The sequence below is a fragment of the Bacillus xiamenensis genome, assembly GCF_001857925.1.
In the GTDB taxonomy this organism is placed as follows: Bacteria; Bacillota; Bacilli; order Bacillales; family Bacillaceae; genus Bacillus; species Bacillus xiamenensis.
The window spans coordinates 1,065,610-1,078,537 of sequence record NZ_CP017786.1; the positions used below are offsets into that span (position 1 = coordinate 1,065,610).

A 12,928-nucleotide genomic window follows, 5' to 3' on the forward strand; every position below is an offset into this window, starting at 1 on the left:
TATCTTATAAATATGTTACAAATTCAGAGACAGGCTTTCGGTAGCCTCTCGCTTGTCTGCTTTCTACTTTTTCTTTACCGAGCGTGATCATTAACACAGGAACCAGATCGGATTCGATGTTTAACACTTTTTTCATTGCTTCGGGATCAAAACCGATCATCGGGCACGTATCCCAGCCCTTGTTTTTGGCGGCAAGCATAAATAGCATGGCAGATAATGAAGCATTGCGAATCGCTTCTTCTTTCTGAAAATCTGACCCTCTCTGCTCATAAAAACTCTTTGTCTCTCTGACCATTTCCTCATATTGCTGCGCATTTAAGATGCCGAGCATTTTTAGGCCTTCATAAATGTTTCCTGCTTGCTCATAAGCTTTCGGATCGCCGAGCAAAATGATCGCTGCTGAAGCGGAATGCACCTTATATTGTCCAAATGCTGCATCTCTTACTTGCTCTTTCAGCGCTTCTGATTGGACGACGACATATTGCGTATGCTGTAAATTAAAGGCTGAAGGTGCCAGCTTCACTTCTTCAAAGATGCTGTTAAGCTCTTCTCTCGAAATCGAGATATTTGGTAAAAAATTGGATGCTGATCGTCTTTCACGTACCAATGTATCAAAGCTGAGTGTCATCCTGTTTCCCCTTTTCATGAAGTTGTTTTGCACCTAAACCGATTTTTTTTAGCAATTCAATGAGCTGCTCTTTTTCTTCTGATGTAACAAAGGACAGATTTTGTGAAATGACATCTGTATGTTTTGGAAAAATGTCGTCAAATAGCTGCTTCCCTTTATCCGTCAGCACTACATGGAATACACGTTTATCCGTGGGTGCACATTGCCTTTTGACCAGTTCTTGTTTTTCTAGCTTGTTGACCACATATGTAATGCTTCCGCTTGGAATGGACAAGATCTCACTGATTTTTTGGACGGGATGCGGTCCTTTACTATAAAGCAATTCAAGGATTTGAAAATTTTCAAATCCGATATCATAGCGTTCAATGTCTTTTTGGATATTTGTAAAAAGGGCTTGATAGGCTTTCATCCATACACGGAAAAGCCTTAAGTCTAATTCATGTTCTGGCTGCACCATGGCAACTACTCCTTTTTCAAGAAATCCTAAAACTAGGATAAATTTATCCTAACACTAGGATATTTTCTTGTCAACGTGTTTGTTTCATCAAAAAAAGACCACCCCAGGTCAGTGATCCTCTTCTTTTAAGACAACATGCATTTCAGCTATTTGCTTATATTGTCGTACTTCTTTTAATGAAAATCTGGATTCCATATCCGCTGGGGAAAACAGAGGAATGCCTCTCCCAATCATGACAGGTACGATTTGAAGATAAAGCTCATCAACCAATCCTGCTTTTATGAAAGATTGGAGCAGTTCCCCGCCGCCGACAATCCAGATATGCTGACCTGTTTCATTTTTTATTTTCTTCACAAATGATAGGATATCTTCGCGAATGATGTGAGTTCCTTTCAGACTGTCTTGTAAAGTACGTGACATGATATAACAAGTCTTTCCTTCATAAGGAAACTCCTCTGGTGACAGCTGAAGAACCTGTTCATATGTATTGCGCCCCATGATCAGCGTATCAATTGACGCATAAAAGTCATCATAGTTCGTATCTTCTTCGCCCTCTGTCCCTATTAGCCAATCGAGCCGGTGATCCTCTCTCGCTAAATAGCCATCAATACTCATTGCCCCATAAAAAAGCAATTTCCTTTTCTGACTCAATCTCATCACTCCTTAACCTAAATAAGAACACACATTCTATTTTGATTGTATCAGAAAGGAAAGACAAAGGATACATGGATTTGTCATCATCCAGATTCATGTCTTCAACACCGTGATTCAATAAGGTATCCTCTTCAGGTAATGATATAATAAAATCAGTTCAATCAATGATCATACTTGGAGGAGAGGCTGATGATACGACGACTTGATCATATCGTATTGACTGTTCAACATATGGAGGAAACCATTCGCTTTTATACAACCGTATTAGGAATGAAGGAAGAAACTTTTGGAGAAGGCCGTAAAGCCCTTCGTTTTGGTTTGCAAAAAATCAACCTTCATGAAGCCGGACATGAATTTGAACCAAAAGCGGCTCACCCCCAGCCTGGATCTGCTGATCTATGCTTTATCACCGATTTAGATATGGACAGTTTGCTGCTGCATTTGCGAAAGCAAGTTGTTCCCATTGAAGAGGGACCCGTAAAGCGAACAGGTACATTAGGTCCGATTGAATCCATTTATATCCGTGATCCTGATATGAATTTAATTGAAATCTCCCGATATATAGAGGAGGATGATCCATCATGAGTCGTTTATTTTTGAGACCGATTGAAGAGCCAGATTATCCTGGTATCCATCGAGGTTGCCAGCATGAAGAAACTCTTTACATGACTGGCACACGCAAAACGTTCACACTAGAGGAAATTCGTTCAGCCTATACCCGCTTTCTGCAGGATGACAGTAGACGGGACTTCGCCATTTGTCTGCTTGACACAAAGGAGATGATTGGGGATGCGGCGATTGTGGACATTGATCCAATCAATCATACGGCCAGCTTTCGCATTGCACTTCATGGACCAGAGCATTTTCACAAAGGCTACGGGACAGAGGCGGCTCGGATGGTTCAAGCATTCGCTTTTGATACATTAGAACTCAACCGCCTTGAGCTTGAAGTCTTTTCCCATAATCAAAGAGCTTTTCGAAGCTATGAGAAAGCCGGATTTCAATATGAAGGAAAAAGACGTCAAGCGTTCTATTTCAACGGGACTTATTCAGATGTCATCATGATGGGCATCCTGCGTGAAGAATACAATCAAATCAACAATCAAGATACCCCCATCTAAGAAGCGTCATCTTTTTTAAAAAAAAGAAGCCCTGTGACGATGATCAAACAAATCATAGAAGATAGAACGATAGAGACGCCTGATATACTAAGCATCATTCCTTCCCATCTGCCAATGAAGAAACTGCTCACCAATAGGACCAATCCAAACAAGGTGATACATATCGGAACAATTAGCCCAGCATGGCGGTGTCTTCGCCTTTTTCCTGCCCACCATGAGAGGCAGAGCACAACGATCGTAAAAATAGCGGTTTGCAGCCAGAACATATAACGACAACTCCTATTCTCTTTTTATCCTACGACAACGGAGGTTTTTCCAATGAACATTAGACCTATTCAACCACAGGACAATCCTTTTATCGCGGACATTATTCGTCAGTCATTAGAATCAGCGAATCTTGCGATTGAAGGTACAGCCTATACAGACCCACATCTGGATCAGCTTTTCGAATACTATCAATCATTGACTCATGCAGCCTATTGGATTGCAGAAAAGCATGGTGAAATTGTTGGCGGCGTTGGCATCGCCCCTTTCACAGATAGCATATGTGAGCTACAAAAGCTTTATTTAAGTCCAAAAGCACAGGGAAAAGGGGCGGGCAAGAAGCTGTTGGATACGGCACTGCAATACGCCTCTACATATTATGATGCCTGTTATTTAGAAACCCGACGTGAATTAAAAGCTGCTACTGGCCTTTATCAACGGTATGACTTTTCTCTGCTTTCTAAGCCACTTGAAGGCTCGGAGCATTCTGCCATGGATGCTTGGTATCTCAAAACCTTCTCAGCGTGAGGCATAAAATAAGACATACGTTTTTGTCCAATGAAATCCCAGCTTCTCTGCCAATTTGGCTGAGACTAGGTGATGGACATCGCAATCCCAATGAGGCGTCTTCCCTTTTTCAACACAGATGCTGATCATTCGCTGAGCTGCTAACAAAGCCAATCCTTTTCCACGGCAGGCTTCATCTGTCCAAATATCGATTTCCACACGTTTTTCACTTGAAAAAATAGAGATACATTCGCTGACCACATCTTCACCATCTAAAACGGCCACCCCGATCCCATTGGATAGAAAATGATCTATTTCTCCCCAATAGGCTTCGTAATAGCTAAAGTGCATATTTGTGAATGGAGGGATGATTCTGTATCTTATGGATCAACTTATATAAAGGAGCGATTCAAATGATTAAGGAAATGAAACATCAATTTATGCAAACGTCCTTTGTCTCGATTGTGTGGCTGACTCTCATCCTGTCGATGACTCAATCGTCAGCTGCTGTCCCTGCTGCCGCTTCTGTCACCTTCCCCTTCCAAATAAGGGTTAAGCCTAACCCAAGACATAAAACAACACCCGCGAATAGGAAGGGGAAATGAATATTTTGATCGAATAAAATACCGCCAAGCGCTGGACCGAAAATTGTACCGAGGCTCGTGTAGGTAGAATTCATGCCCGCGACAAATCCTTGCTGATTACCAGCGATTTTTGATAAGAAGGTCGTTAATGCCGGCCGCAATAAATCAAACGCAAGGAAAATGACGCATGTGACGATCAGCACGACCAAAAAGCCTGAAACGACTGTCGAAACAAAAGCGAGGACCGCCCCGATAATCAAGCATAGCTGAATGACTCGTTTCTCCCCAAGAGCATTCACCAGTTTACCGAACACAAGCACTTGGATGATGACTGCTACAATCGAACTGACAGTAATGATAATCGCAATATCTTTTGGACCAAATCCAAACTTATGATTTGTAAACAAGCTAAAGACCGTTTCATATGCAGATAGTCCAAACGCCAGAACAAACACAATGATGAAGGCGATGAGATAGCTTGGATGAATAGATTTTTTCAAATCTTTAAAGAAGGTCGATTCCTTCGCTTGATCTATTTGTTTCGCTCGTTCTTCTTTTGTTAACGGCTCCTTTAGCATAAACATAGACGAAATGACGGCAATAAATGCAATACCAGCTGCAAAGAAAAATGGCAGGCGAACACCGTATTCTGCAATAAACCCGCCAATTCCAGGTCCAATGATAAAGCCGGTACTAATGGCCGCAGATACATATCCCATCGCCTTTGATCTTTCTTGAACAGTTGTAATATCTGCGACATAGGCAGTGACAGCCGGCATGATAAATGCCGCACTAATGCCGCCCAGAACCCTTGCAAAATAAAGAACATACACATGTGTCCCTAAGCCAAAGACGAGTTCTGATAATGCGAATAGAAACAGCCCTGACACGATCATCATCTTTCTTCCGTAGCGGTCTACCCATCTTCCAGCAATGGGTGATGCTATGAGCTGCGCAACAGCAAACGCAGCCACAAGGTATCCCATTGTACTGCCCGTTAAATGCATCACATTCATAAAGAGCGGCATGACAGGAATGATGAGGCCGATGCCTAAAAACGCAATAAATATATTACTTAATAAAATAACGAGTACCGCTTTTTGCTCACGAATCGCTTTTTGCATGATGTTTGTTTCTCCTTTACTGACTCACTTGTTACTCATGATGGTTGATTCCGTGAATAAACAATGAGATCGCCTCTTTTTGTAATTCCTTTTTCTCCTGCATCGTGTCATTTCTATATAACACGTCTAATCCGTAAAAAACGGAAAGTAAGATTTTCACTTTCGATTCAACATGCTCAATCGACCAACTGCCGTCTTCGTTCCCTTCAAGCAATATGTCTCTCATCACATCATCAAAGTCGGCATCAATTTTATTCAGCCGTTCCATGACTTCATCTGATGTAAATGCACTGGCACAAAATTCTTCACTAGCTCTCATTAAAGGATAGTTAATCCCCATTTGACTGAGCAGCTCTGCAAACCCTGCGAGCTTATCAATGGCCAGATGCAGCGTTTTCTTCTTCTCATGCCACGTCTCCATCATCAATCGATGATCCTCTTCCATAATATGAAGGAACAAAAACTCTTTTCCTTTAAAATGATGATAGAGGTTGCCTTTACTAATCTCAGCAGCCTCTAGAATATCTCGCACAGATGTTTCGGAATATCCTTTTTTCGCAAATAAATCACGTGACGCGGTGACAATCTTTTGCTTCGTCTTCTCACTCTTTTCAGCGCCGCTTTGTGTACTTGTCATCTCTTTACAATCCCTTCTCCCTTACATTTCTTCATACGGACAAAATAAAACCGACCAGTTGGTTTATTTTCATTATAAAATGATCTCACCCACAGCACAATGAAAAAGCGCCCATATCCACAAGGATTGAAACACGTAAAACTAAGCCGGGCATTTCCATTAATTAATTTATCTAAACATTTAACTTCACTTAACTATTAAAATGGCATATAATAAAAAAGAAAAGAGGTGATGTATTTGGATGAGGAAATCCTACATTTCAGCAAACAGATTATAGATTACTCGAATGCATTAGGCTCTATTTATGTAGAAGAGTACCAACGATTTTTAAAAAATGAATATGCGGATTTATCAACGAAGCAACAGCTGACTCTAGAATTATTGCGTACCAAAACGAGAACAATCAATGAACTAGCTGATTATTTTTCGATTTCTTCTAGTGCCGCTAGCCAGCTCATTTCAAAGCTTGAACAGCTAGGATATGTCAAACGAGAAATTAATCCACATAATCGAAGAGAGATTATTGTTGATTTTGCGCAAAAGGGGCATGAATATCACAAAAATATCGAAAAAATTCAACTGCACCTTATTCAAAAATACTATGCAAAGCTTCCAAAGGAAGATTTAAAAACACTCTTATCTCTTTATGAAAAGCTCTATACAATTGCAAAAGAAACACCTTAACAGGGTGTTTCTCCGTTCAATATTTAAGACAACTTAACTATTAAGGAGTTGAATGTATTGATGAATATAATTCATTTGCAAGATGGACGTAGATTGGGGGTAATCGAATACGGTGATCGTGAAGGCTATCCCGTGTTCTTTTTTCATGGTACACCTGGTTCTAGAATCATGTTTTTAGAAGATGATCCTCTTTCAAAAGAGCTTGGCATTCGTCTCATTTCTTTAGACAGACCGGGTTTTGGTTTATCTGATCCGAAGCCTGACCGTACCATTTTAGACTGGGCAAAAGACGTACAGGAAGCGGCCGATCACCTTGGCATCTCTCATTTTTCAGTCATTGGAGTCTCTGGAGGCGGAGCATTCGCTGCTGGTTGTGCCTATCAATTGCCAGACCGCATTCTTTCAGCTGCTCTCGTCTCAAGTGCCACCCCGTTTCAGGACGGTAAACCACCTAAAAGTATGCTAAAGGAAAATAAGCTTGCCTTTTTCCTCAGTAAAAGATTTCCTTGGCTGTTAAAGGCAAGCTATCGCGCTCAGAAAAAATTAATTGAAAAAAAACCAGAGAAATTCAAGAAACTCACGAAAAAAGGGAACAAACATTTACATCCTTGGGATCGTCAATTCCTTCAAACCGATGAGCAGCTGGAGCTAATGATGCTTCATTTATACGAAGCTACTCGTCAATCTGTGGATGAATGCATTCATGAACCAGATTTGCTCACTCGACCGTGGGGGTTCGCTATAAAAGATATACAAATCCCGGTTGATGTTTGGCATGGAAAGGAAGATACGATGGCTCCATTTGCAGAGATAGAAAGAATAGCTGCAACGATTCCAAACGTCAAAACCTCTTATATAGATCAAGCGGGACATTTTCTTACTGACGTAGACGAGATTTGGCGAGATATTTTACTCTCTTTAAAGAAGCGTGCTGAACATCAGGAAGATGTATAAAAGAAGACCTACTATGTGAGATGATCCCCCCTAGGTAAATAGTGTGAAATTCCTGTTTTTCATTCGGCTGTTACACTATACTTGGAGGGGATTTTTCTTTATTAATACTGCTCGAAATAGGTTTGAATTTTATCTGGATCTTTTGTTTTCGTCAATGCGAGCATGAGCAAAATACGTGTTTTTTGTGGATTTAATGAATCCGATGACACAAAATGAAGCTCGTCATCCATCTTTTCATGTGTGACAATGCCATTTCCTACGCGGCTTGATCTCACGATAACCACATCTTTTTTCACTGCCTCTTTTGCTCCTTTGATCGCTTCGGTGGACATCGTTCCATTTCCTGCTGCGGCAGCAACAATGCCCTTCGCTCCTGCTTTGACCGCTGCATCATACATATATTTTTGATCATTTTGATAGCCGTATAAGATATCGACTTGCGGAAGTTCTTTTAGTTTAGATATATCAAATTCACTGTCAGCTGTGTGTTTTCTTGTCGGTTCGTTGTAAAAAGACACCACTTCACCAGCCACTTCTCCAATGTATCCTTGCTCAAGAGACTTGAAAGAATCTGTTGTGGTGGTATTCGTCTTTGTAATAAACCGGGCAGAGGCAATTCGGTCATTTAATGTCACCATCACACCTTTGCCTTTTGCTTCTTTTGTGGATGCAATTTTTACAGCATGGTACAAGTTAAGCGGACCATCTGCACTGATAGCTGAGGCAGGTCTCATAGAGCCAACGACCACAACCGGTTTATCACTTTTGACAACCAAATGTAAAAAATAAGCCGTCTCTTCAAGCGTATCTGTGCCATGTGTGACCACAATGCCATCCACTTCGTCATCATTTAACAGTTGATTGACTCGTTTGGCTAATTTTAAAAGAAGTGCGTTATCAACATTTTCACTGCCAACATTCGCTACCTGCTCACCTGTCACGTTCGCAATATCCTTCAGCTGAGGAACTGAATCAATGACTTTATCAATGCCAAGTGAACCAGATTTATACCCCGTCGTATCTGTATCGCTGTCCGAACTACCAGCAATTGTCCCGCCTGTTGCGAGCACCTTAATATTGGATAATGACTTGTTCCCTGTCTCAACAGTCGTGTTTTTTTCTTTTGTTTCACTGGTTGCGCTTTCTTTTTCGCTTTGATTATTCTCTTGCGTGTTCGTGTTGGCACAAGCTGCTGTCATCAATAATGAAACAGAAAGAAGAACAGCTCCAAACCATTTTGTTACGTTCATTCGATCATCTCTTTTCTTAAATGTAATGGATGAAAGGCTATATCTCTGTCTATAGGATTTACTTTATACCATTCCTTCATTCATCAGCATGAGGCAAAAGAGCTAGTACCAAATAAAGGTAAAAAATCATGGTGATCAACATTTATTTCTATCCAAATACCTAATTTCACAGAATATAGAGTGAGCCGGTCCCACTTAACCTATTGATGATAGCCCGGCATCCGTTCCCATAATGATCCTAAGCAGTCTCATCTACTGGATTTGTGATTCTTTGTTTTAGCAGAGGATTCAGGGACTGACCCCCGTTTTTGAGACAGGGATCAAAACACCTTTACGAAACAGCCAGTTGCCGAAACTCTTTTGGTGACTGGCTGTTTCATTTCAATTGAATTCGGATATTGATATAATAATCAATATATTCCCTGACTGTTTTTTCTACAATGGCTGTTGTAGTGTTTGTCAGGTGGTGGAGATAAAATCCTTCTGATTTTAAACTGGAGTGGAAGGATTCGATGGGGGCATTATCAGCGGGCATTCCCTTACGGGACATGCTCATGGTAATGCCTTTTTCCTTTATCTCCTTTTGATAAGCATAGGAAGTGTAGACCGAACCTTGATCACTATGAAGTACGCAGCCTTTAGGCAGTGTCTTTAACTGCTTCAATGTATCTAAAACAAGAGAAACATCCTGTTTATCACCAATCGTATAAGCCACAATCTCACTTGTATATAAATCTTTTATGCTGGATAGATAAAGCATTTTTTGCCCAAATGGCAAATACGTGATATCTGTCACCAGTTTTTCAAGTGGCTTTGTCGCAGAAAAATCTCGTTTTAAGTGATTTTCTGCAATGTAATAGGGTTGACCGGTCTGTTTACGCTTTTTCACTTTCACACGACACTGCAAACCGTAGGTTTGCATCATTCGTTGTACTCTCTTATGGTTGATCTTCATTTCTTTGCGTAGAAGAGCCGTTATTTTATGATACCCATACATATACTTGTGCAACTTACAAAGTGTTGAAATAAGCTTGATTAACCCATGTTGCTTTGAGTGATGATGATCTTGTTTTTTCCAACGATAAAATGTTGATTTAGCCACTTCAAATAGCTGACAGAATTCACTGACACTCACTTTATCTTTTACCGTTTCGTAGATCGACACGAGTGCTTCTTTTTCCACCACCTTTCCCATTCTCGGTACTTTTTTAATATGTCTATTTGTTGATTTAGATAGCGATTTTCTGTTTTCAATCTCTCGTTTTCATCTTGGTATTCAGGTCCTTTACCGTATGAATACTGCTTTCCAACAGGTTGATGAAACCGGTGGGTTTCACCATTGTGATACCCACCGGTTTCATCCAAGTTTTCACTTGTGTTTTATTCTTAATTCCTAGCTTGTCCATGATTTCTTTTGTTGAGACTCCTGCCAACTTCATCTGAACCGCCTCTTCTTTTACACTTGCGGGGTAACTGGCTCTTGTTCCCATACAAAAAACACCTCCAAATTGTTTTCAGGTATGATATACCCGATTTTCAACTTAAAGGTGTTTTTATTTGTCTCACTTTATGGGGTCAGTCCCCAATGCCCTCAGTGCTTTGAATGCCTTATGATACTTGCTGTTCGACCTTCACTCGTTTTATAAAGAAAGCAATGATCAAGCCTATGACGGTCATGATGACAGCAAAGATAAATGCATGCTGTACGCCGTTTGTAAAGGCTAGCAGCTGATTGACCGGATTTGACGGATCAGCCACATTTTTCATAAAGCTGCGAGCACCTGAAGACAGGATCGAGATCCCGACCGCTGTGCCAATCGCTCCAGCCACCTGCTGCAATGTATTCATAATCGCTGTACCATGCGGGTATAGCTCTGGTGGGAGCTGATTTAATCCGTTTGTTTGAGCTGGCATCATAATCATAGCGATCCCTACCATTAATGTAATATGAAGCGTCACGATATAGCCGATTGACGTATTCACACTTAAATTCGTGAAGCCAAACATCGTGACTGCGACAATCGCAAGGCCTGGGATGACAAGCCATTTCGGTCCGAACTTATCAAATAGGCCCCCCATAATTGGAGACAGTAATCCGTTGATAATGCCGCCTGGGAGCAGCATTAAACCAGCTGTAAATGTAGAAAGCGCCAGAGACGTTTGCAAATATAACGGCAAAATCATCATAGCAGATAGCATCACCATCATACATACTAAGATCAGAAGTAATCCTATGACAAACATCGGATATTTAAATGGGCTTAAATTCAGCATTGGTTCTTTCATGTTCAGCTGTCTGAGGGAGAACACAAGAATACCAATCACCCCCACTACAATCGCCACAATCACATGCATACTGCTCCAGCCGCCGCCTTCACCGGCACTGCTAAAGCCATATACAATTCCACCGAAACCGATCGTTGAAAGCACAATTGATAGGATGTCGATTTTGGGTCTTGTTGGTTCCGTAATATTTTGCATAAAGATATAACCAAATACAAGTGCAGCCATTAATAATGGAAGCGAAATCCAAAAAATCCAATGCCATGTTAACGATTTAAGAATAAGACCTGAGACCGTTGGACCAACTGCTGGTGCAAACATAATCACAAGACCAATAATCCCCATTGATCTGCCTCGCTTATGAGGTGGAATGATGACCAAAATCGTATTAAACATCAATGGAAGAAGTAAGGCTGTTCCGACTGCCTGCACCACACGTGCAATCATTAAAATACTAAAGACTGGTGCAACTGCGGCAATAAATGTCCCAATGATCGAAAAGACGAGCGACGTAATGAAAAGCTGTCTTGTTGTAAACCATTGAAGAATGAGGCCTGAAATTGGAACGAGAATACCAAGTGTTAATAAATATCCTGTTGTCAGCCACTGAGCAGTCGTCGCTTCAATGCCAAAGTCTAATGTTAAGCTTCTGAGCGCCATGTTTAGTGCCGTTTCACTAAACAGACCAATAAACCCAGCTGTGATAAATGAAATAATTATGGGCAGCGTTCGAATATCAGAAGCTGCCGCTTGCTGTTTGTTCATATTAAGTTGGCTCCTTTTCTTTTTCAAATAAGGGTAAATCATAAGAAGTCAGGCTGGTCAGAAATGAGCCACTTCAAAGTCTATGAAAAAACGGATAAAACCTGTCTTTCTGCAGCGAATTGTGCAATTTTCTCGATTGAATAGCCAGATTCATGAATATAAAACATGAGTTCAGGCGTCATTGGAGAGGACATACATAATGTCGTCAGCTCAATATCTTGTATGTTCGCTTCCCCTTTTTCTTTCGCTTCCTCCAGCAAACCGCGAATGATTTGTTTGAGTGATTGACTGTAATGACAATCATATAATTTACTTGTCTGCTCTAAATTCCCAGAGATCGTGAGCATCCGAACCCAGTCTAAGTGGTGTCCGACAATCAGATGGATCTCCTCGAGAACATATTGCAGACGATCTCGAACCGGTTGATCACTTATTTTGCTCAAATACAGATGTAAAGCAGGGATCAGCTGTTCAAATTTTTCTCCTAATATAGAAAGACACAAGTCACTTTTATTTGCATAGCGGCGGTAAAGAGTCCCTTGACCGACACCAGCTGTTTTTGCGATCTTATGCATGCTGACATTTTCTACACCAAACTCTTCAAACAAGGAGAAGGCGACCTCTTCAATTTCCTTTCCAATATCCTTTTCCATGATGCCTTACCTTCTTTCCCTTCATCCACACTGCACTTATCTCTATATTTTACATCAAGACTCTTTAGGTTCTTTTCAGGACAATTGTCCCGATCTTATGTTACGGACAATTGTCCGCCTTGTCAATTGTTATTTTCGACTCATCCTCCTTCTTTCCCTTCAAAAAAGAACCTCATAACAAAACCTGTGACTCGTCACAGGCATTTTTAATAAAGAAAACAAGATGCTTTTGGTTCAATTCTTTATTCAAGGATGATGCAAAAGCCTGAATTGATGGCAGCAGAAGGTTCTCTCTTGACTTAGAGTTCACTTTAAGACGTACAGTATAGTGGAACAACCGAAACTTACTTTTGAAAGGATGAT

15 protein-coding genes and 1 pseudogene are annotated in these 12,928 nt (G+C 40.8%); 5 read left to right on the plus strand and 11 right to left on the minus strand.

From position 1 onward, the window contains the following. Positions 1 to 4: 4 nt before the first annotated feature. From BK049_RS05440 to BK049_RS05450, 3 genes are all read right to left on the minus strand, one after another. On the minus strand, positions 5 to 628 hold the full coding sequence (locus tag BK049_RS05440) for a nitroreductase family protein (RefSeq protein WP_071168030.1): 624 nt from the start codon (positions 626 to 628) through the stop codon (positions 5 to 7). Further along, positions 612 to 1,085, minus strand: a complete 474-nt coding sequence (locus BK049_RS05445; RefSeq protein ID WP_008359787.1) for a MarR family winged helix-turn-helix transcriptional regulator — start codon at positions 1,083 to 1,085, stop codon at positions 612 to 614. The genes BK049_RS05440 and BK049_RS05445 overlap by 17 nt, the downstream gene beginning before the upstream one ends. A gap of 108 nt (positions 1,086 to 1,193) precedes the next feature. Then, complete coding sequence (locus BK049_RS05450) at positions 1,194 to 1,736, minus strand: dihydrofolate reductase family protein (protein WP_174549224.1); 543 nt, start codon at positions 1,734 to 1,736, stop codon at positions 1,194 to 1,196. Positions 1,737 to 1,928: 192 nt separating this feature from the next. Here BK049_RS05450 and BK049_RS05455 point away from each other — a divergent pair, with 192 nt between their 5' ends. Continuing rightward, positions 1,929 to 2,324: a VOC family protein gene (locus tag BK049_RS05455; RefSeq protein WP_008359778.1), complete on the plus strand. Its 396-nt coding sequence runs from the start codon at positions 1,929 to 1,931 to the stop codon at positions 2,322 to 2,324. Beyond that, positions 2,321 to 2,860, plus strand: coding sequence for a GNAT family N-acetyltransferase (locus tag BK049_RS05460; RefSeq protein WP_008359776.1), 540 nt, complete (start codon positions 2,321 to 2,323; stop codon positions 2,858 to 2,860). Before BK049_RS05455 ends, BK049_RS05460 begins: the two co-directional genes overlap by 4 nt. On the opposite strand, the gene BK049_RS05465 is transcribed toward BK049_RS05460, so the two are convergent. Then, entirely contained in the window at positions 2,857 to 3,126 is a 270-nt protein-coding gene (locus BK049_RS05465) for a YesK-like family protein (RefSeq protein ID WP_071168031.1), read from the minus strand. The two genes, BK049_RS05460 and BK049_RS05465, sit on opposite strands and share 4 nt — an antisense overlap. Before the next feature lie 52 nt (positions 3,127 to 3,178). Here BK049_RS05465 and BK049_RS05470 point away from each other — a divergent pair, with 52 nt between their 5' ends. Beyond that, a complete protein-coding gene (locus tag BK049_RS05470) occupies positions 3,179 to 3,652 on the plus strand; it encodes a GNAT family N-acetyltransferase (RefSeq protein ID WP_071168032.1) in 474 nt (157 codons plus the stop codon). Here BK049_RS05470 and BK049_RS05475 read toward each other — a convergent pair. From BK049_RS05475 to BK049_RS05485, 3 genes are all read right to left on the minus strand, one after another. Continuing rightward, positions 3,644 to 3,982, minus strand: a complete 339-nt coding sequence (locus BK049_RS05475) for a GNAT family N-acetyltransferase (protein WP_242059756.1) — start codon at positions 3,980 to 3,982, stop codon at positions 3,644 to 3,646. The two genes, BK049_RS05470 and BK049_RS05475, sit on opposite strands and share 9 nt — an antisense overlap. Positions 3,983 to 4,124: 142 nt before the next feature. Further along, complete coding sequence (locus BK049_RS05480; protein WP_008359768.1) at positions 4,125 to 5,339, minus strand: MFS transporter; 1,215 nt, start codon at positions 5,337 to 5,339, stop codon at positions 4,125 to 4,127. Between the two features lie 31 nt (positions 5,340 to 5,370). After that, the gene (locus BK049_RS05485; protein WP_008359765.1) at positions 5,371 to 5,976 is read right to left on the minus strand and encodes a TetR/AcrR family transcriptional regulator; all 606 of its coding nucleotides are present in this window, start codon (positions 5,974 to 5,976) and stop codon (positions 5,371 to 5,373) included. A gap of 231 nt (positions 5,977 to 6,207) precedes the next feature. Here BK049_RS05485 and BK049_RS05490 point away from each other — a divergent pair, with 231 nt between their 5' ends. Continuing rightward, positions 6,208 to 6,660 (plus strand): MarR family winged helix-turn-helix transcriptional regulator, encoded by a 453-nt coding sequence (locus tag BK049_RS05490; RefSeq protein ID WP_034739421.1) that lies wholly within the window; start codon positions 6,208 to 6,210, stop codon positions 6,658 to 6,660. A gap of 60 nt (positions 6,661 to 6,720) precedes the next feature. Continuing rightward, positions 6,721 to 7,614, plus strand: coding sequence for an alpha/beta fold hydrolase (locus BK049_RS05495; protein ID WP_071168033.1), 894 nt, complete (start codon positions 6,721 to 6,723; stop codon positions 7,612 to 7,614). 101 nt (positions 7,615 to 7,715) lie between these two features. On the opposite strand, the gene BK049_RS05500 is transcribed toward BK049_RS05495, so the two are convergent. From BK049_RS05500 to BK049_RS05520, 4 genes and pseudogenes are all read right to left on the minus strand, one after another. Then, on the minus strand, positions 7,716 to 8,864 hold the full coding sequence (locus BK049_RS05500; RefSeq protein WP_071168034.1) for a type II asparaginase: 1,149 nt from the start codon (positions 8,862 to 8,864) through the stop codon (positions 7,716 to 7,718). Positions 8,865 to 9,240: 376 nt separating this feature from the next. Continuing rightward, positions 9,241 to 10,354, minus strand: a pseudogene (locus tag BK049_RS05505) (IS3 family transposase). Positions 10,355 to 10,472: 118 nt separating this feature from the next. After that, entirely contained in the window at positions 10,473 to 11,912 is a 1,440-nt protein-coding gene (locus tag BK049_RS05515; protein WP_071168036.1) for a DHA2 family efflux MFS transporter permease subunit, read from the minus strand. An 80-nt stretch (positions 11,913 to 11,992) separates the two neighbouring features. After that, a complete protein-coding gene (locus tag BK049_RS05520; protein WP_071168037.1) occupies positions 11,993 to 12,565 on the minus strand; it encodes a TetR/AcrR family transcriptional regulator in 573 nt (190 codons plus the stop codon). Between the last annotated feature and the right edge of the window lie 363 nt (positions 12,566 to 12,928).